This window comes from Streptomyces sp. NBC_00775 (genome assembly GCF_036347135.1).
Lineage (GTDB): Bacteria > Actinomycetota > Actinomycetes > Streptomycetales > Streptomycetaceae > Streptomyces > Streptomyces lutosisoli.
This window is the reverse complement of the sequence record NZ_CP108938.1, coordinates 7,981,907-8,001,620: the sequence shown is the minus strand read 5'-3', so window position 1 is coordinate 8,001,620 and position 19,714 is coordinate 7,981,907. Positions and strand designations below refer to the sequence as shown.

Annotated in this window: 17 protein-coding genes; 2 read left to right on the top strand and 15 right to left on the bottom strand. The window is 69.8% G+C overall.

The features are described from left to right. Positions 1-13: 13 nt before the first annotated feature. Positions 14-583, bottom strand: coding sequence for a dienelactone hydrolase family protein (locus OIC96_RS35525; RefSeq protein ID WP_330303909.1), 570 nt, complete (start codon positions 581-583; stop codon positions 14-16). A gap of 123 nt (positions 584-706) precedes the next feature. On the opposite strand from OIC96_RS35525, the gene OIC96_RS35520 reads away from it, so the two are divergent. After that, positions 707-1,861, top strand: coding sequence for a mechanosensitive ion channel family protein (locus OIC96_RS35520; protein ID WP_330303910.1), 1,155 nt, complete (start codon positions 707-709; stop codon positions 1,859-1,861). 102 nt (positions 1,862-1,963) lie between these two features. Here the strand turns inward: OIC96_RS35520 and OIC96_RS35515 are convergent, their stop codons facing one another. The 5 genes from OIC96_RS35515 to OIC96_RS35495 all read right to left on the bottom strand — a co-directional run bounded on the left by OIC96_RS35515 (position 1,964) and on the right by OIC96_RS35495 (position 6,924). Next, positions 1,964-3,550: a Na+/H+ antiporter gene (locus OIC96_RS35515; RefSeq protein WP_330303911.1), complete on the bottom strand. Its 1,587-nt coding sequence runs from the start codon at positions 3,548-3,550 to the stop codon at positions 1,964-1,966. A gap of 88 nt (positions 3,551-3,638) precedes the next feature. Continuing rightward, positions 3,639-4,106, bottom strand: coding sequence for a GNAT family N-acetyltransferase (locus OIC96_RS35510; protein ID WP_330303912.1), 468 nt, complete (start codon positions 4,104-4,106; stop codon positions 3,639-3,641). Then, positions 4,103-5,047 carry an RluA family pseudouridine synthase gene (locus OIC96_RS35505; RefSeq protein WP_330303913.1) on the bottom strand — a complete coding sequence of 315 codons (945 nt, stop codon included), beginning with the start codon at positions 5,045-5,047 and terminating at the stop codon, positions 4,103-4,105. Before OIC96_RS35505 ends, OIC96_RS35510 begins: the two co-directional genes overlap by 4 nt. A gap of 141 nt (positions 5,048-5,188) precedes the next feature. Further along, a complete protein-coding gene (lspA, locus tag OIC96_RS35500; protein WP_330303914.1) occupies positions 5,189-5,812 on the bottom strand; it encodes a signal peptidase II in 624 nt (207 codons plus the stop codon). Positions 5,813-5,904: 92 nt separating this feature from the next. Continuing rightward, positions 5,905-6,924, bottom strand: coding sequence for a TraR/DksA family transcriptional regulator (locus OIC96_RS35495; RefSeq protein ID WP_330303915.1), 1,020 nt, complete (start codon positions 6,922-6,924; stop codon positions 5,905-5,907). 606 nt (positions 6,925-7,530) lie between these two features. On the opposite strand from OIC96_RS35495, the gene ileS reads away from it, so the two are divergent. Then, entirely contained in the window at positions 7,531-10,674 is a 3,144-nt protein-coding gene (gene ileS / locus OIC96_RS35490) for an isoleucine--tRNA ligase (protein WP_330303916.1), read from the top strand. Between the two features lie 313 nt (positions 10,675-10,987). Here the strand turns inward: ileS and OIC96_RS35485 are convergent, their stop codons facing one another. From OIC96_RS35485 to ftsW, 9 genes are all read right to left on the bottom strand, one after another. Next, positions 10,988-12,169 carry a DivIVA domain-containing protein gene (locus OIC96_RS35485; protein WP_330303917.1) on the bottom strand — a complete coding sequence of 394 codons (1,182 nt, stop codon included), beginning with the start codon at positions 12,167-12,169 and terminating at the stop codon, positions 10,988-10,990. A 46-nt stretch (positions 12,170-12,215) separates the two neighbouring features. Beyond that, positions 12,216-12,500, bottom strand: coding sequence for a YggT family protein (locus OIC96_RS35480; RefSeq protein WP_028803186.1), 285 nt, complete (start codon positions 12,498-12,500; stop codon positions 12,216-12,218). A 52-nt stretch (positions 12,501-12,552) separates the two neighbouring features. Continuing rightward, on the bottom strand, positions 12,553-13,194 hold the full coding sequence (locus tag OIC96_RS35475) for a cell division protein SepF (protein WP_330303918.1): 642 nt from the start codon (positions 13,192-13,194) through the stop codon (positions 12,553-12,555). 130 nt (positions 13,195-13,324) lie between these two features. Further along, entirely contained in the window at positions 13,325-14,044 is a 720-nt protein-coding gene (locus OIC96_RS35470) for a YggS family pyridoxal phosphate-dependent enzyme (RefSeq protein WP_330303919.1), read from the bottom strand. A gap of 6 nt (positions 14,045-14,050) precedes the next feature. Further along, the gene (gene pgeF / locus OIC96_RS35465) at positions 14,051-14,788 is read right to left on the bottom strand and encodes a peptidoglycan editing factor PgeF (protein ID WP_330303920.1); all 738 of its coding nucleotides are present in this window, start codon (positions 14,786-14,788) and stop codon (positions 14,051-14,053) included. Further along, complete coding sequence (ftsZ, locus tag OIC96_RS35460; protein WP_330303921.1) at positions 14,785-15,975, bottom strand: cell division protein FtsZ; 1,191 nt, start codon at positions 15,973-15,975, stop codon at positions 14,785-14,787. Before ftsZ ends, pgeF begins: the two co-directional genes overlap by 4 nt. Positions 15,976-16,250: 275 nt before the next feature. Next, positions 16,251-17,036, bottom strand: a complete 786-nt coding sequence (locus OIC96_RS35455; RefSeq protein WP_330303922.1) for a cell division protein FtsQ/DivIB — start codon at positions 17,034-17,036, stop codon at positions 16,251-16,253. Positions 17,037-17,061: 25 nt separating this feature from the next. Then, positions 17,062-18,153 (bottom strand): undecaprenyldiphospho-muramoylpentapeptide beta-N-acetylglucosaminyltransferase, encoded by a 1,092-nt coding sequence (murG, locus tag OIC96_RS35450; RefSeq protein ID WP_330303923.1) that lies wholly within the window; start codon positions 18,151-18,153, stop codon positions 17,062-17,064. A 6-nt stretch (positions 18,154-18,159) separates the two neighbouring features. After that, positions 18,160-19,524 (bottom strand): putative lipid II flippase FtsW, encoded by a 1,365-nt coding sequence (ftsW, locus tag OIC96_RS35445; RefSeq protein WP_330303924.1) that lies wholly within the window; start codon positions 19,522-19,524, stop codon positions 18,160-18,162. Between the last annotated feature and the right edge of the window lie 190 nt (positions 19,525-19,714).

Below are 19,714 nucleotides of genomic sequence, written 5' to 3'. Positions count from 1 at the left end.
CCCGGCGGCGGCTCTACAGGCTGTCGAGGAAGCCGAGCGCCACCTTCCAGGTGGCCTCGGCCGCCTCGCCGTCGTAGTCGGGCAGGTCGGGGTCGGTGTAGAGGTGGCCGGCGCCGGCGTACCGGTAGATCTCCACATCGGCACCGGTTCTCCGCATCTGCAGATACCAGGAGCTCAGCCAGTCGTCCGTCTCGAACGCGTCGGGCTCGGCGACATGCAGCTGGACCGGCAGCTCGTCCACCGACGCGTTCTGAGCGATGTCCGACGTGCCGTGCAGGAGCAGCAGCCCGCGGGCCTTCTCGTCGCCCAGGGCCAGGGTCTGCGCGATGGAGGCGCCGAGCGAGAATCCCGCGTACACCAGACCGCGCTCGGAGTAGGGCGCGGCGGCCAGGACCGCGCGCTTGAGCAGCTCGTCCTTGCCGATCTCCTCGTTGAAGGTCATGCCCTCCTCCACGGTCTCGAAGGTGCGCCCCTCGAAGAGGTCAGGCGTCCACACCTCGTGTCCCGCGGCGCGCAGCCGGTCCGCCGCCGCGCGCACCGCGGGCCGCAGCCCGTAGGTCGAGTGAAAGAGCATGATGTTCATGAGCCCCATGGTGCCAGCCGGCACTGACAACGCCGGGCCGGGACCGCACGGCCGTGCCCGAAGCAGATCTTCGGGCCGGGACCACATGTTCATGACGGCCCCTGGCCGGATACGGTCGGAGGCATGGAGAACGTACTGCGCCCGCTGATCGTCATCGGTGGCTCGGTCGTGCTCACGCTGCTCGTCGGGTGGGTCGTGGACCGCCTGCTGCGTCGGGCCGACGACCGGCACCACGAGGCCACCCCGCTGTGGGGCCTGCTCCGCCGCGCCCGTGTCCCCCTCCAGCTCGTGCTGTTCGCGGCCCTGCTGAGAGGCTCCTACGACCGGGCGAAGCTCCTGACGGACCACCGGATCGGCGTCGGCCGGACCCTGACGCTGCTCCTCATCGGGTCCCTCGCGTGGCTGTTGGTACGCATCGCGACGGCGGTCGTCGAGACCTCCTACACCCGCTACGCGACCGCCCACCGCGACCCGGCGCGGGTCCGCCGGGTGCGCACGCAGGTGACGCTGATCCAGCGCGTGGTGTCCGCGATCGTCGCCGTGGTGGCGGTCGCGTCGATGCTGCTCACCTTCCCCGCGATGCGCGCCGCCGGTGCCTCGCTGCTGGCCTCGGCCGGCATCCTCGGCATCGTCGCCGGTGTCGCCGCACAGTCCACGCTCGCCAACCTCTTCGCCGGGTTGCAGATCGCCTTCGGCGACATGGTCCGCCTCGGCGACACCGTCGTGGTGGACGGCGAGTGGGGCACGGTCGACGAGATCACGCTGACGTTCCTGACGGTACGGACGTGGGACGAGCGCCGGATCACCATGCCGGTCTCGTACTTCACCTCGAAGCCCTTCGAGAACTGGTCGCGCGGCAGCGTCCAGATGACCGGCATCGTCTTCTTCCACGTCGACCACTCCGCGCCCGTGGAGGCGATGCGCGAGCAGCTGCGCGACATCCTGCGCGAGTGCCCGGCCTGGGACGGCCGTAACTTCGGCCTGGCCGTCACGGACTCGACGCCCAACACCATGCAGGTACGCGCCCTGGTCACCGCGAAGGACCCGGACGACATCTGGACGGTACGGGTCACGGTCCGCGAGCGGATGATCCGCTGGCTGACCGAGGAGCACCCCTACGCACTCCCCCGCGTCAACACGGCGGACGCGGTGCTATCGCCGGGCAGTACCTCGCGTGCGGAGCGCGGCGATTCCGACGGGGCGGACGGGGCGGCAGCGCGTCCGGATCACGGCCACACCGCACACGAACCACCACGGACGGGCCCCGGCCGCGGTTGAGACCCGTCAGATCGATCCACGGACCACCGGCCGCCGAGAAACCCCCCACGGGAAACGTGCACTCGTCACGAAACCGGAAACGGGCGGTGCGCGGGTGGGAGATCACCGCAGGCTCCGCACGTCGAGATGCCGAAGCACCCGGTCCACGATCTCCGGATCCGCCCCCGGCTCATTCCGCGCGGACAGCACCTCATGCCGAGCCGCGCTCATCATCTCCCCCTGAATCCGCCGCATCCGCTTCATCCGTCGAGCCCGCTGCACAGATGCCTCGCGCCGCTCCTCGTCCCCCATGTCGGGACTGATCCGCACCCCGATGTCGAAGGCTCTGCGCAGCAGCTGCTCGGACACCTCCTCCGGCAGCTCCTCCACCTGCTCGATCTCCCGCAGCCTCCGCTTCGCGGCCTTCGCGGCACGGATCGCCAGCTCCTTCTCGAAGGCCTTCTCGACGTCGGTGTCGGCCCGCACCCCGAGCTTCCTGACCAACCACGGCAGCGTGAGCCCCTGAAGCACCAGCGTCGCCATGATCACCCCGAACGCGATGAACACGATCTCGTCCCGGTCGGGGAACGGCGAACCGTCGTCCATCTCCAGCGGAATCGCCAGCGCCAGGGCGACGGAGGCGACCCCGCGCATCCCCGACCACCACATCACCACGGTCTCCCGCCATGACGTCGGGATCTCCTCGTCGTAGTCCCGCTTGGCGTGCAGCCGTTTCGTCAGCCACGTCGCCGGCAGCAGCCACACCAGCCGTACGAGCACGACGACAACGACGATCGCGGCGGCCCAGCCCAGCATCTCGCCCCAGCGCCCGGCCGCTGTCCGGATCGCGTTGTGCAGCTCAAGACCGATGAGCCCGAAGGCGACCCCGGTGACGAGCGTGTCCACCACGTCCCACACGGTCGACCCGGCGAGCCGGGTCATGACGTCGTCGGCGTGGGTGGCGTACTCCGCCAGGAACAGTGCGGTGGTGAGCACGGCGAGCACTCCGGACCCGTGCAGCTCCTCGGCCAGGACATACGAGGCGTACGGCACCAGCAGCGTCATCCCGATCTGCAGCGTGGCGTCGCCGAGCAGGTCCATCAGCTTGTTCGCGGCCCAGCCGAGCGCGAGCCCGACAGCGACGGCGACGACGGCGGACAGTACGAGGTCCAGCCCGGCGCCCCAGGGCGAGAAGGTGCCGCTGACGGCGGCGGCGATCGCGACGTGATAGAGCACGATGGCCGTCACGTCGTTGAAGAGCCCCTCCCCCTCCAGGATCGACACCAGCCGGCGCGGCAGTCCGAGCTGTCCCGCGACGGCGGTCGCGGCGACCGGGTCGGGCGGCGCCACGAGCGCGCCGAGCGCCACGGCGGCGGCGATCGGCAGCCCCGGCACGATCGAGCTCGCGACGGCGGCCACGGCGAAGGTGGTGACGAACACCAGCGCCACGGCGAGCAGGAAGATCGGCCGTTTGTTGGCCGCGAACTGCCGCCAGGACGTGCGCCGCACCGCCGCGTACAGCAACGGCGGCAGCAGCAGGGGCAGGATCAGGTCGGGCGGGATGCTCACGTTCGGCACGAAATCGGCCACCGCGAGGACGATCCCGAGGAGCGTCATCAGCACCGGCGCCGGCAGACCGAACCGGTCTCCGAGCGGGACGCTCACCACGGCCCCGAGCAGCAGCACGAACAGCAGGGCCAACTGATCCACGGTCAGCGCTCCGGCAAGGTCTAGGCGATCAAGGAAGAGCCAGATCCCAAGCCTGCCACGCGCCTACGACAATCCCCGCAATCCCCGCTTACAGGGCTTTGCGCATCGCCCGGTGCGGCATCCCGGCGTCCGGGAACTCCGCCCCGTACGCCACGTACCCGAGCCGCTCGTAGAACCCCAGCGCCTGCGTCTGGGCGTGCAGATCCACCGCGGCCAGTCCACGCGCGCGTGCCGCGTCCTCGATGGCGCCCACCAGCGCGGCGCCGACGCCGAGCCCGCGCGCCGCCTTGGTCACGGCGAGCCGACCGAGCGAGCCGACCGTCAGGTCACCGTCGGTCTTCGAGGCCGCGGCCTCGCCGGACAGGAGCCGCCCGGTGCCCAGCGGCACCCCGTCCTCCCGCACGGCCAGCACATGCAGGGCACCGGCGTCGTAGGCGTCGTACTCAAGGTCCTCGGGTACGCCCTGTTCGCCGACGAAGACCTCCTTGCGCACCGCGAAGCAGGCCTCGCGGTCGGCGGTGTCCTCGGCCACCCGCAGCACGTACGCGTCGCTCACGCGTTGCTCTCCTCGCGGACCTTGTCGAGCGCGTTCTGCAGGTCCTCGGGGTAGTCGCTGGCGAACTCCGCCCACTGCCCGTCGCCGGGGTGCTCGAAGCCGAGCCGCACCGCGTGCAGCCACTGCCGGGTGAGGCCGAGCCGCTTGGCGATCGTCGGGTCCGCGCCGTAGGTCAGGTCACCCACGCAGGGGTGCCGGTGGGCGGCCATATGGACACGGATCTGGTGGGTGCGCCCGGTCTCCAGCTTGATGTCGAGCAGGCTGGCCGCGCGGAACGCCTCGATCAGGTCGTAGTGCGTGACGGACGGCTTGCCCTCGGCCGTCACCGCCCACTTGTAGTCGTGGTTCGGATGCCGGCCGATGGGCGCGTCGATGGTGCCGCTCATCGGGTCGGGGTGTCCCTGGACCAGCGAGTGGTAACGCTTGTCGACCGTGCGTTCCTTGAACTGCCGCTTCAGCGAGGTGTACGCACGCTCCGACTTGGCCACGACCATCAGCCCGGAGGTGCCGACATCCAGCCGGTGCACGATGCCCTGGCGCTCGGCGGCACCCGAGGTCGAGATCCGGTACCCGGCCGCCGCGAGTCCGCCGATCACCGTCGGACCGGTCCAGCCGGGACTCGGGTGGGCGGCCACACCGACCGGCTTGACGATCACGACGATGTCGTCGTCGTCGTGGACGATCTCCATGCCCTCGACGGGCTCGGCGACGATCTGCACGGGCGCGGGCGCCTGCGGCATCTCCACCTCGAGCCAGGCGCCGCCGTGCACCCGCTCGGACTTTCCGACCACCGAGCCGTCGACCGTGACCTTCCCCGCCGCGGCGAGCTCGGCGGCCTTCGTGCGGGAGAAGCCGAACATACGGGAGATGGCGGCGTCGACGCGCTCGCCCTCCAGGCCGTCGGGCACGGGCAGGTTACGGATCTCGGGAATCGTGCTCACCCGTCGAGTATGCAGGACGGGTCCGACACCGCCTGACCACTGCCCGAACATCAGTGCCTGCGGAGACTCCCCGGACGACGTCGTATGTCAGCCGTCAGGGACCCCGTGAGCCCTTGCGAACCCGGGGTCCCTGGGAGCCCGTCAGTCCTTGTGGACCGTGCCGTCCGGGTCCAGCCCGCGGAAGGACAGCAGCACGATCAGGATGCCGCCGCAGACGATCGCCGAGTCGGCCAGGTTGAAGACCGCGAAGTGCTTGGGCGCGATGAAGTCGACGACCGCGCCCTCGAAGACGCCCGGCGAGCGGAAGATCCGGTCGGTCAGGTTGCCGAGCGCGCCGCCCAGCAGCAGGCCCAGCGCGATCGCCCAGGGCAGGCTGTAGAGCTTGCGGGCGAGCCGGGCGATGACCACGATCACGGCGGCGGCGATCACCGTGAAGATGACGGTGAAGGCCTCGCCGAAGCCGAAGGCCGCGCCCGCGTTGCGGATCGCCTCGAACTTCAGCCAGTCCCCGACGATCTCGATCGGCGCGTGGTGCTCCAGCTTCGCGACCACGATCATCTTGCTGACGAGGTCGAGGGCGTACGCCAGGGCCGCGACCGTGAACAGGACGGCGATCCTGCGCCTGCCCTTGGGCCGCTCGTCCGTGGCCGGCTCGTCCGAGGCGGACCGGTCGCCCGACGCCGCGTTCTCGTCGGACTGCTCCGGCTCGGCCCCCGCCGCCCCTGGGATGTCCGGCGTACCGATGATGCGCTCCGCCTCTGTCACGTGAGTGAGTCCCTCGACCTAGGTTCCTGACTGAGGACGAGGGTACGGCACACCCCCTGGGGGCCATGTGCTCAGGAGCCCTCCCGCGCCGTTCAGTAGCGGCGTTCCTGCTTCTGCTTGCACTCGACGCACAGGGTGGCCCGCGGGAAGGCCTGCATCCGCGCCTTGCCGATGGGGTTGCCGCAGTTCTCGCAGAGCCCGTACGTGCCCGCGTCCAGGCGCTCCAGCGCGCGCTCGGTCTGCTCCAGCATCTCGCGCGCGTTGGCCGCGAGGGCCATCTCGTGCTCACGCGTGATGTTCTTCGTGCCCGTGTCCGCCTGGTCGTCGCCCGCGCCGTCACCGGAGTCGCGCATCAGACCCACGAGCGCCTCCTCCGACGACGAGATCTCGGTGCTCAGCCGCAGCGCCTCCGACTGCAGCTCCGCGCGCGCCTCAGCGACCTCTTCCGGGGTCCAGGGGTCCTCACCGGGGCGCACCGCGAGCTCGCCGGGCTCCGCCGCCGCGAGCCGCGCCTTGGGGAGCGGGGTGGGCTTCTTCGCCGCCGTGGCCGTGCCAGGAGTCTTCTTCGCAACCACCGTCGTGGCTCCCGTCGTCTTCGCGGCCTGGGCCGCACCCTCGGCCGCGGAAGCGACCGCCTTCTTGGCCGTACTGGTGCTCTTCTTGGCCGCGGTCTTCTTCCCGGCCGCCTTCTTGGCCACCGCCTTCGTCGCCGCTGCCGCCGTCTTCTTCACGGTGGCCTTCTTGGCGGCCGCCTTCGAAGCCGCAGTCTCCGTGGATGCCGTTTTCGAAGCCGCTGCCTTCGTAGACGCCGCCTTCCTCGCCGCCGTCTCCGTAGACGCCGATTTGGCCGTCTCGGCCTTGGTGGTGGCCGTCTTCGTGGTCGCCGTCTTCGTGGTGGCCGCTTTCTTGGTCGCGGTCTTCGTAGTGGCCGTTTTCTTCGTCGCCGCCTTGGTCACCGCCTTGGTCGCCGTCCTGGAAGCCGTCTTCACCGGCTTGACCGCGTCCGTCGCGGGCGCCCCCTGCGTGGTCTTCTTCCCACCCACATCCTTGGCCGCCGGACCCGTGGATCTGCCGGACGCCGACTGCTGAACGGCGGTCTTCTTCGCCACCATGGCCGCGGCCCCTTCACATATTGTGATCTTGCGCGCGAATCGTGCTGGGACGATAAATCGACTTCCGGCCCGCGGCAACGGGGCACGCCAACGATTCGCCCGCCCCGCGGGTCCCGCGGGACAAGCCTGCATGCGTTGTGCCCAGCTCCCCGCCCGGTAATCCGCATGGCCCGGCGTCCCAGGATCCGGACGCCCGCACCTCGCCATTCGGGTCACCTCGCAGGCCACCGGGACACCCCGGAAAACCGGTCGGCCGCTGTCCGCGAGGCGCCGTACACTGGGCGGAGCGAGAAGCGTGGATGGGGACGAGTAGCGGCGTACGCAGCCAGGAGCGACCCGGGGACGGTGGAAGCCCGGGGGCGAGCGCGACGCGAAGATCACCCCGGAGCCGCCGGAAGAAAGCCGCAGCCGAGAAGCAGCGGCCGGTAGACCCGGCATCGCGACCCCAATGAGGGGGCTCACTGGTGCACACCGAGCACCGGGGAGCCAAGGAGGGTGGTACCGCGGGAGCGCGCCGCAGACGGCGTCCGCAGCAGCTACTGAGTAGCAGCACAGGCTCTCGTCCCTCCGACGGAAGGCAGTAAGTCCGCCGGAGGAAGCTCGCCGATGAAACCGCCGCAGTACCGCCAGGTGCCCGCCCAGGTCGACCTGCCCGCCCTCGAGCACGCCGTGCTCGACTTCTGGCGCGAGCAGAAGATCTTCGCCAAGAGCCTTGAGCAGTCCGAGGGCCGCCCCGAGTGGGTGTTCTACGAGGGCCCGCCCACCGCCAACGGCATGCCGGGCGCCCACCACATCGAGGCCCGCGTCTTCAAGGACGTCTTCCCCCGCTTCCGCACCATGCGGGGCTACCACGTGGCCCGCAAGGCCGGCTGGGACTGCCACGGCCTCCCCGTGGAGCTCGCGGTCGAGAAGGAGCTCGGCTTCACCACCAAGCAGGACATCGAGACGTACGGCATCGCCGAGTTCAACGCCAAGTGCCGCGACTCCGTGACCCGCCACACGGACGCCTTCACCGAGCTGACGACCCGCATGGGCTACTGGGTCGACCTGGACGACGCGTACCGCACCATGGACCCCGAGTACGTGGAGTCCGTGTGGTGGTCGCTCAAGGAGATCTTCAACAAGGGTCTGCTGGTCCAGGACTATCGCGTCGCCCCGTGGTGCCCGCGCGACGAGACGGGCCTGTCGGACCACGAGCTGGCGCAGGGCTACGAGACGATCGTCGACCCGTCCGTGTACGTCCGTTTCCCGCTCACCTCCGGTCCGCTGGCCGGTCAGGCCGCACTCCTGGTGTGGACGACGACCCCCTGGACGCTGGTCTCCAACACCGCGGTCGCCGCGCACCCCGAGGTCACCTACGTCGTCGCGACGAACGGTGAGGAGAAGCTCGTCGTCGCCGCGCCGCTCGTCGAGAAGGCGCTCGGCGAGGGCTGGGAGACCACCGGCGAGTCCTTCACCGGCGCCGAGATGGAGCGCTGGTCGTATCAACGTCCGTTCGAGCTCGTCGAGTTCCCGGAGCCCGCGCACTACGTGGTGAACGCCGAGTACGTGACGACCGAGGACGGTACGGGTCTGGTCCACCAGTCCCCCGCCTTCGGTGAGGACGACCTCAAGGTCTGCCGCGCGTACGGCCTGCCGGTGGTGAACCCCGTCCGCACGGACGGCACCTTCGCGGAGGACGTTCCCCTCGTGGGCGGTGTCTTCTTCAAGAAGGCGGACGAAAAGCTCACCGAGGACCTCCAGAACCGCGGCCTGCTCCTCAAGCACGTTCCGTACGAGCACAGCTACCCGCACTGCTGGCGCTGCCACACCGCGCTCCTCTACTACGCGCAGCCGTCCTGGTACATCCGCACCACGGCCATCAAGGACCGCCTCCTCCAGGAGAACGAGAAGACCAACTGGTTCCCGGACTCGGTCAAGCACGGCCGCTTCGGCGACTGGCTGAACAACAACATCGACTGGGCGCTGTCCCGCAGCCGCTACTGGGGCACCCCGCTCCCGCTGTGGACCTGCGAGGAGGGCCACCTCACCTGCGTCGGCTCCCGCGCCGAGCTCACGGAGCTGACCGGCACCGACCAGTCGAACCTGGACCCGCACCGCCCGTTCATCGACGAGGTCACCTTCGCGTGCCCCCAGGACGGCTGCGGACAGACGGCGACGCGCGTACCGGAGGTCATCGACGCCTGGTACGACTCGGGTTCGATGCCGTTCGCGCAGTGGGGCTACCCGTACAAGAACAAGGAGCTGTTCGAGAGCCGCTACCCGGCACAGTTCATCTCCGAGGCCATCGACCAGACGCGCGGCTGGTTCTACACCCTCATGGCCGTCGGCACGCTGGTCTTCGACAAGTCGTCGTACGAGAACGTGGTCTGCCTCGGCCACATCCTCGCCGAGGACGGCCGCAAGATGTCCAAGCACCTCGGCAACATCCTGCAGCCGATCCCGCTGATGGACCAGCACGGCGCGGACGCGGTGCGCTGGTTCATGGCTGCCGGCGGCTCCCCGTGGGCGGCCCGCCGCGTGGGCCACGGCACCATCCAGGAGGTCGTCCGCAAGACGCTCCTCACGTACTGGAACACGGTCGCCTTCCAGGCCCTGTACGCCCGCACGTCCAACTGGGCGCCCAGCGAGGCCGATCCGGCCCCGGCGGACCGCCCGGTCCTCGACCGCTGGCTGCTCTCCGAGCTGCACGCGCTCACCGACCAGGTGACGCAGGCTCTGGAGGCGTACGACACCCAGCGCGCCGGAAAGCTCCTCTCGGCGTTCGTCGACGACCTGTCCAACTGGTACGTGCGCCGCTCGCGCCGCCGCTTCTGGCAGGGCGACAAGGCCGCGCTGCGCACGCTGCACGAGGTCGTGGAGACGGTCACGCGCCTGATGGCCCCGCTGACCCCGTTCATCACCGAGCGGGTCTGGCAGGACCTGGTGGTGCCGGTGACGCCGGGCGCCGTCGAGTCCGTACACCTGACGTCGTGGCCGGAGGCGGACCTGTCCGTCATCGACCCGGAGCTGTCGAAGCAGATGGTGCTCGTACGCCGTCTCGTGGAGCTCGGCCGCGCCACGCGCGCGGAGTCGGGCGTCAAGACCCGCCAGCCGCTGTCCCGCGCGCTGGTCGGCGCGGTGGGCTTCGAGACGCTCGACCGCGAGCTGCACGCGCAGATCACGGAGGAGCTGAATGTGAGCTCCCTCGCCTCGCTCTCCGAGGTGGGCGGCTCGCTGGTCGACACCACGGCCAAGGCGAACTTCCGCGCGCTCGGCAAGCGCTTCGGCAAGGGCGTCCAGGCGGTCGCGAAGGCCATCGCCGAGACGGACGCGGCGGCGCTGTCGCTGGCCCTGCGCGAGGGCACGGCGTCGGTCGGGGTGGACGGCGAGACGGTGACGCTGGCCCCGGACGAGGTCATCATCACGGAGACCCCGCGCGAGGGCTGGTCGGTGGCGTCCGACTCCGGTGCCACGGTCGCCCTCGACCTGGAGATCACCGAGGAGCTGCGCCGGGCGGGCCTCGCCCGTGACGCGATCCGGCTGATCCAGGAGGCCCGCAAGAACAGCGGCCTCGATGTGGCCGACCGCATCGCGCTCCGCTGGACCTCCACGGACCCGGCCGTCGTCGCCGCCCTGTCCGAGCACTCGCCCCTCATCGCCGACGAGGTCCTCGCCACGGACTTCGCCCAGGGTGAGGCCGACGACACGTACGGTGACCCGTTCACGGACGAGTCCCTGTCCCTGACGTTCCGCCTCCGCAAGGCCTGACCCGAGGGCGGCAGGGGCTTCTTTCGCCCCCGCCGCCCCCAGACCCCCAAAAGATTGCGCAGTTCCCCGCGCCCCTTGAGGGGCGCGGGGAACTGCGCAATCTTTTGCACCAGCCCCCACCCACCCGCAGCCAAACGAACACCCCGAAGGCCCGGCCCCGCCAAAGATCTTGGTGGGACCGGGCCTTCGGCGTTGCGTGCCCACGTACACATGCCCCAAGGGACTCACGGGAACAGAACAAAAGGGCGGAGCCCCGGAAAAATCCGGGGCTCCGCCCTGAACGCTGCCGACGCCTAAGGCGTACTAAAGGCCGTCAGTTGTCGTCCTCGTCGATGAGGAACCCACGCATCGGCGAGGGCGCCTGCTGCATCGGCGACGGCCCCTGCGGCCGCACCGGAGCCATCGGCTGGGTCATCGCCGGGGACATCTGCTGCTGCCCGCCGTAGGAGGGCGCGGCCGGTGCCGGGGCACCCATGCCCTGATTGCCGCCGTACGACGGCGCGCTCGCGCCGGCCGGGGCCATCGAGGGCGCGGAGGGCGACGGCAGGGACGCCGTGGCCGGGGTACGCGGCGGGGCGAGCGAGTCGTCCGCCTGCGTCTCCAGCTGGCGCAGCTGCGACTCCAGGTAGGACTTCAGCCGCGTGCGGTACTCGCGCTCGAAGCCGCGCAGGTCCTCGACCTTGCGCTCCAGCGTGGCGCGAGCGGACTCCAGGGAGCCCATCGCGACGCGGTGCTTCTCCTGCGCGTCCCGCTCAAGGGCGTCGGCCTTGGCACGGGCGTCGCGCTCCAGACCCTCGGCGCGGCTGCGGGCCTCGCCGACGATCTTGTTGGCCTCGGAACGGGCCTCGGCGATCGCCTGGTCGGCGGTCTGCTGGGCCAGCGAGAGGACACGGGCGGCGCTGTCGCCACCGGGACCCTGCTGCGGCATCTGCGGGCCGTGACCGCCCATGGGGCCACCCATGGGACCGCCCATCGGGCCACCCATCTGCTGCTGCATCTGCGGCTGCATCTGCTGGCCGGGGCCGCCCATGGGACCCTGCCCCATCGGACCCTGACCCATCGGGCCCTGTCCCATGGGACCCTGCCCCATCGGACCCTGGCCCTGCGGGCCACCCTGACCGCTGGGGCCGGCGGGCAGCTGCGGTGCGCCGCTAGGCAGCTGCGGCGGGCCGCCCATGGGGCCACCCATCTGCTGCTGCGGCGGGCCCGATATCCCGGCGGGCACGGGAGCGCCCGGACCGCGCATGCCCTGCGGCGGGCCCTGCTGCTGGTCCTGCTGCTCGGGGGGCTTGCGCATGCCCTGCTGCTGGTTCTGCGCAGCCGCGCGCGTGGCCGCCGCCAGTTTGGCGCGCAGGTCCTCGTTTTCGCGGAGCAAGCGAGTCAGTTCGGCTTCGACCTCATCGAGGAAGGCATCGACCTCGTCCTCGTCATAGCCTTCTCGGAGGCGGACGGTCGTGAACTGCTTGTTCCGCACGTCCTCGGGGGTCAACGGCATCTCTTCACCTCAACGTAGTCGTCGGCATTCGGCAAGACCGTATCGTTCACAGCCGGCTCACGACGGAGATCAGGATGTAGACGATGATCATCAGTACGAAGAAGGACAGGTCGAGCGCCACGCCCCCGAGACGCAACGGCGGGATGAACCGCCGCAGAAGCTTGAGCGGTGGATCGGTGACAGTGTAGGTGGCCTCAAGAACGACCACCATCGCCTTGCCGGGTTGCCATGAGCGGGCGAACTGGAAGACGTAGTCCATGACCAACCGGAAGATCAGCACGATGAGGAAACACATCAGCGCGATGTAGAGAACCTGCCCGACCACGCTCATGATCCGTGCTTCCCTCTCCCCTGTTTCCGTGCCTTGATTCCGGTCCTGCGTCTCAGCTCTGGTTGAAGAACCCGCCCTCTGCGATGCGGGCCTTGTCCTCCGCCGTGACATCGACGTTAGCAGGCGACAACAGGAACACCTTCTGCGTCACCCGCTCGATGCTGCCGTGGAGACCAAACACCAAACCGGCCGCAAAGTCGACAAGTCGCTTCGCATCTGTGTCATCCATCTCAGTCAGATTCATGATCACCGGGGTGCCCTCACGGAAGTGTTCCCCGATGGTACGGGCCTCGTTGTAGGTCCGGGGGTGCAGTGTGGTGATCCGGTACGGCTCTCGTTCCGACACGACCTTGGGCATGATCACCGGGGCGTTCTTCTCCAGGCTTTGACGTTCTTGTGTGATGGACGCCACGGGGGCGATTCGCGCCGGACGCCCGGATTCCGCGCCGAGCGAAGCGGAATGCGGCACGGGATCGCGCGGCGCCGGAGGCTGCACCACTCGTACCGATTCGTCCCGTTGGGACAGATGTGCCTGATGTGACTGGTGCGACGGCTCATGCCGCCGACGGTCACGCTCGGGCTCCGGGTCAAGCTCGGGCTCGAAGTCGTCGTCGGGGTCGAATCCCCTGCCGTCGTACCCATCGTCCTCCACGAGGCCGAGGTAGACCGCCATCTTGCGCATCGCGCCGGCCATGCTCTGAGTCCTCCGCTCTGTGGTGGATCGGCTGACGAATTGCCAAGTGCCCGCGATCCACGAGGTCGTTATGCCCGCCAATCGGCGGTAATGACCATATTTTCTGCTGTGGTCCGACTTCTTGGCGACGTTACCCGAGCCTGGGTCGGACTCCGAGTACCGCAGTACCGACGCGTACATGTGTCGCCCCGGCCGCCACGGCCTGTTCGAGGTCCGAGCTCATCCCTGCAGAGACCATGTTCGCAGCCGGATGAGCGCGGCGCAGGACAGTCGACAAATCCATCAGCCGCTCGAACGCCGCCTGTTGGCGCCCCGCGTACGGTCCGGTGAGCGGCGCGACGGTCATCAGTCCGTCGAGCCGGAGCCCCGGAGCCCGCGCGACGAGGTCGCCCAACTCTTCGATTCCGCCGGGCCCTACGCCACCCCGCTCCCCTCTCCCGCTCTCCTCCGCGTCCAGCGCGACCTGAACGAGGCAGCCCACCTCGCGCTCCGTCCGCACCGCCTCCTTCGACAGAGCCGTGACGAGCTTGGAACGATCGACGGACTGCACGAAATCCGCGTAACCCACCACAGAACGCACCTTGTTGGTCTGCAACTGACCGACAAAATGCCACGAGAGGGGCAGATCTGAGCATTCCGCGGCCTTGGGCGCAGCGTCCTGGTCCCGGTTCTCGGCGACATGACGTACACCGAGCTCCGACAGCATCCGCACATCGCTCGCGGGATAGGTCTTGGTGACCACGATCAGGGTCACCTCTTCACGCTTGCGCCCGGCGGCCGTGCACGCCGCCGCGATGCGCTCTTCCACTTTCGCCAGGTTTTCGGCGAGTTGAGCCTTACGGTCCGTCATGCCCCATCAGTCCAGCCAGACATAGCCCGCGAGCCGCCCGGTCGTGCGGTCCCGTCGGTACGAGAAGTGGTCCTGCGACTCGCGCGTGCACACCGGCGACTGCTCCCGGTCGCGCACCCCGAGCCTTTCCAGCTGTGCGTGCACTCCGGCGGTCACATCGACCGCGGGCGTGCCCCAACTGGTTTCGGCGTACGCCGCGGGCTCGACGGCGGCGACATCGGCGCGCATCTGTTCCGGCACTTCGTAGCACCGCCCGCACACCGCGGGGCCGGTGCGGGCGACGATCCGGGCGGGCTCGGCGCCGAGTTCCACCATGGCCCGTACGGCGGCGGGGACGACCCCGGCGATCATGCCGGGCCGTCCCGCGTGGGCGGCGGCCACGACCCCGGCGACCGGGTCGGCCAGCAGGACCGGCGTGCAGTCGGCGGTGAGAACGGCGAGGGCGAGCCCCCGCCGCACCGTGACGATCGCGTCGACGGACGGAATCTCCGAAGAGAGCCACGGCCCGTCGACCGCCGCCACATCCGGCCCGTGCACCTGGTTCATCCAGACGACCTGGGCCGGATCCAGTCCGAGCGACTTGGCGGCCAGTTCACGATTGGTCCGTACGGCGTCGGGGTCGTCGCCGACCGCTCCGCCGAGGTTGAGCTCCTCGTACGGAACGGCGCTCACCCCGCCCCACCGGTCGGTGAAGGCGAAGTGCGCGCCGCTCACGGTGCTCGTTTCGGAGCGCTGTCCTATCACTTCAGGAAGTCCGGCACGTCCAGCTCTTCGGCCGCGCTGTCCGAGTAGGAGCGGGACGGCGGGACCGGCGGGGAGACGGGCAGTTCGTTCACCGGCTCCGGAGCGGGCTCCGGGGCCTCCTTCGGCGTGACGCTGCCGAGCGAGCCGAAGGACGGGCGGCTGTCGGAGGACCGTACCGGCGTGGGCTCCTCGCGCCTGGCCGAGGACGCGCCGAGAACGGTGTCCCGCTTGGCCGGCGGCTGGCCGCCGTCGAAGCCGGCGGCGATGACGGTGACCCGCACCTCGTCGCCGAGGGCGTCGTCGATGACCGCGCCGAAGATGATGTTGGCCTCGGGGTGCGCGGCCTCGCTCACCAGCTGGGCGGCTTCGTTGATCTCGAACAGGCCGAGGTCGGAGCCGCCGGAGATGGAGAGCAGGACGCCGCGGGCGCCGTCGATGGAGGCTTCCAGGAGCGGCGAGGAGATCGCCATCTCGGCCGCCGCCACCGCGCGGTCGTCGCCGCGGGCCGAACCGATGCCCATAAGGGCCGAACCCGCCTCGGACATCACGGACTTGACGTCGGCGAAGTCGAGGTTGATCAGGCCGGGGGTGGTGATGAGGTCGGTGATGCCCTGAACACCGGAGAGCAGGACCTGGTCCGCCGACTTGAAGGCGTCGAGGACCGAGACCTGGCGGTCCGAGATGGACAGCAGCCGGTCGTTCGGGATGACGATGAGGGTGTCGACCTCTTCGCGGAGTTCGGCGATGCCGTCCTCCGCCTGGTTGGCCCTGCGCCGTCCCTCGAAGGTGAACGGGCGGGTGACCACGCCGATGGTGAGGGCGCCGAGCGAGCGGGCGATGTTGGCCACGACGGGCGCGCCGCCGGTGCCGGTGCCGCCGCCCTCGCCGGCCGTCACGAAGACCATGTCGGCCCCCTTGAGGACCTCCTCGATCTCCTCGCGGTGGTCCTCGGCCGCCTTGCGGCCGACGGCCGGGTTGGCTCCGGCGCCGAGTCCGCGGGTGAGTTCGCGGCCGACGTCGAGCTTGACGTCGGCGTCGCTCATCAACAGCGCCTGCGCGTCGGTGTTGATGGCGATGAACTCGACGCCCTTGAGACCGACCTCGATCATCCGGTTGATGGCATTGACACCACCGCCGCCGACACCGATGACTTTGATGACTGCGAGGTAGTTCTGCGGTGCTGCCACGTCGAAGGCCTCTCGCCTCGAGTTACGTGTCGTCGCCTCGCACGCTCGCGATCCGACGACTGATGCCGAATGGGACGGTCCGAACGCCGACCCGAACCCTAACGCTGAAGTTTAGGGTTACCAGTGTGTCTGTTCCTTGGACTCTTCCGAACAGGACACTAAGTCGACAAGTGGCGCACGTTCAACGAACACGCCGAACCTCCCGTTTTTCTTTTCACCCTATGTGATCAGGCGTAGCACTGCCCAACCAGGGTGCTGGCCTGCGCGGATGTGCGTCAACTCCCCGATGACGCAGGGGCGGTGGGAGCGCTCACGTCGAAGTGCCGGGCCTTGGGAGCGGCTTTCAGGAGAGCGGTGAGCGTCCTGGCCTTCGCGCGGCCCTTCTCGCCGCTGCCCCACTCGACCGTGCGGCCGCCCTTCAACTCCAGCGAGATGGAGTCGTATGAACGGACCTTGAGGGTACGAGTGTCACGGGCGACGGCGGCCGGAATGTCACCGGCGACCCGCACCGCCTCGCGCACCAGCCGGTCGGTGCCGAAACGGCGCAGCCCCGCCGACCGGGACACCGTCAATTCCAGTGCGGGAACGCCCTTCGGAGCATCAGAAACCGTAGCGAATCGCACGCCCTTGGCGTCCACTTCGATGAACTTCGCGCCTTTTTCCACCATCAGGACCGGAGTGCGTTCGGTCACTTTCAGTCCGATTCCATGCGGCCAGGAACGGACGACATCAACCGAGTCAATTCGGGGCAATTTCCGGCGCAGCCGTGCCTCAATAGCATCGGTATCGACGGAAATCAGCGGGGATCCGACCGGAACATCGGCCGCTTTCCGCACCTGCTCGGCCGTCAGCACCCGCATCCCGGAAGCCGATACGTGCTCCACGCGCAGCCATTGGGAGCCGTACAGGACCCAGACCGAAGCGGCCCCGGCCAACACCGCGGCAAGCAAAAGGATGATGAGCGTACGAGGGCGACGCAGCCGCCCGAGACGGGGCGGCCGGGGCGGGCCGGACTCCAGCTTCTGCCGTTCGCCGCGATCGGCGGTCGTCGGTCCGGCCACGCTCCCTGCCTTCCCTCACACGTCCTCAGCGGTGGCGAGAGGCGATCGCCTCGTACACCATGCCGACGAGCAGGTCGTCGGCGTCCCGGCGGCCGAACTCGCTGGCGGCGCGGGACATCTCGTACAGCCGGTGCGGGTCGGCGAGCACGGGCAGCACGTTCTGCTGCACCCACTGGGGCGTCAGTTCCGCGTCGTCGACCAGCAGTCCGCCGCCGGCCTTGACCACCGGCTGGGCGTTCAGCCGCTGTTCGCCGTTGCCGATGGGCAGCGGGACATAGGCGGCGGGGAGCCCGACGGCGGAGAGCTCGGCGACGGTCATCGCGCCCGCGCGGCAGAGCATCATGTCGGCCGCGGCGTACGCGAGGTCCATCCGGTCCACGTACGGTACCGGGATGTACGGGGGCATCCCCGGCATCTGATGCACCTGCGGCAGTTCGTTCTTCGGGCCGACCGCGTGCAGGATCTGGATGCCCGCCTGCTGGAGGTACGGAGCCGCCTGCTGGACCACCTCGTTGAGGCGCCGGGCGCCCTGCGAGCCGCCGGACACCAGCAGGGTCGGCAGCGCGGGGTCGAGCCCGAACGCGGCGCGCGCCTCGGGGCGTACGGCGGCCCGGTCGAGGGTGGCGATCGAGCGGCGCAGCGGGATGCCGATGTAGCGGGCGCCGCGCAGCTTGTTGTCCGGGGTCGCGACGGCGACCTGCGCCGCGTACCGGGAACCGATCTTGTTGGCGAGCCCCGGACGGGCGTTGGCCTCGTGGATGACGATCGGCACGCCGAGCCGCTTGGCCGCGAGATAGGCGGGCAGGGCCACATAGCCGCCGAAGCCGACGACCGCGTCCGCCTTGGTGCGCTCCAGGATCTGCTCGGCCGCCTTGATCGTGCCGCGCAGCCGCCCGGGGACGGTGATCAGCTCGGGCGTGGGCTTGCGCGGCAGCGGGACGGCGGGGATCAGCGCGAGTTCGTAACCGCGCTCGGGTACGAGCCGGGTCTCAAGCCCGCGTTCCGTGCCCAGGGCCGTGATCCCCACGGTCGGGTCCTGCCTCCGCAGGGCGTCCGCGAGGGCGAGCGCGGGCTCGATGTGGCCGGCGGTCCCCCCGCCGGCGAGTACGACATGCACCGAAATTCACCGCTCTCCGGACGAACGCGCCGCGGCGCGCCGTCGCATCGTGTTCCATCTCCGAGGCCCCGCGGCCCCCGCGGAGCCTCTCACCGCAGCCCGCTTTCTGCCAAAGCGAGGTTGCCGCAACGCGAGCGCCGCCCGCGCAGCGGGGTCGTCGCGTGCGAAGGCGATCAGCAGCCCGATGGCGAACATGGTCGGCAGCAGGGCGGAACCCCCGTAGGAGAACAGCGGGAGCGGGACACCGGCGATCGGCAGCAGACCGAGCACCGCACCGATGTTGATCACGGCCTGGGCCGTGATCCAGGTGGTCACGCCTCCCGCGGCATACCTCACGAAGGGGTCCTCCGTGCGTCCGGCCACGCGGATACCCGCATAGCCTAGAGCCGCGAAGAGGGCGAGCACCGACAGCGTCCCCGCGAGGCCCAGTTCCTCACCGGTGACGGCGAAGATGAAGTCGGTGTGGGCTTCGGGCAGTTGGCCCCATTTCTCCACACTCGCACCGAGTCCGGAACCGAACAGCCCGCCGGAGGCGAGCGCGTAGATACCGTGCACGGCCTGCCAGCACGAGGTGGCGCCCGTGCCGGGTTCGGTGGCGCCGATGCAGGAGAACCGGGCCATACGGTTCGGGCTGGTCTTGATGAGGATCACACCGAGGGTGGCCGCGATCGACAGCACGCCCACGAACAGCCGGGTCGGAGCGCCCGCCAGCCACAGCAGCCCGAACAGGATCGCGGTGAGGATGATCGCCGTTCCCATGTCGCCGCCGATCATGATCAGCCCGAGCAGCATGAACGTCACCGGGACCAGCGGCACCAGCATGTGCTTCCACTGCGTGAGCAGCCGCTTGTCCTCCTTGCGCGCGATCAGGTCGGCGCCCCACAGCACCAGGGCGAGCTTGCCGAACTCGCTCGGCTGGATCTGAAAGGAGCCGCCTAGGGAGATCCAGTTCTGGTTGCCGTTGATCGCGACTCCTATCCCGGGCACCTGCACCAGGATCATCAGGAAGACCGATCCGGCCAGCATCGGGTACGCCAGCGCCCGGTGCAGCTTCACCGGCATCCGCGAGGCGACGAGCAGCAGCACGCCGCCGATCGAGGCGGCCAGGAACTGCTTGCGGAAGAAGTACGACCCGGGCAGCGACAGCTGGAGCGCCGTGATCTGCGACGCCGAGTACACCATCACCAGCCCGAGCACGGTGATCAGCAGGCTGCCGCCGAGGATCAGGTAGTACGCGGTCAGCGGCCGGTCCCAGGCCTTGCGGGCGCGCGTGTAGAGCAGGCGTACGGGGTTGTCGCGAGGGGGGCGGGGAGAAGCGGGCCGCCTCGTGGTCCGCTGGACCGGGGGGCGGCCGGTGCGGCTGCCGGCCATCAGCGGCTCCGCCCGCCGTGGCCGACGGTGCCGCTACCGCTGAGGGAGGGTGGCCCGCCTGCGGTCCTCCCGGGCCGCTCAGGCGCCGGCGGAGGGACGGGCTGGTACAGCGCCGTGCCACCGGCGGTCGGACGCTTGGACCCCAGCCACATCCGTGTCACGCGTTCCCTCCCAGGTGTGCCCGGCGCCG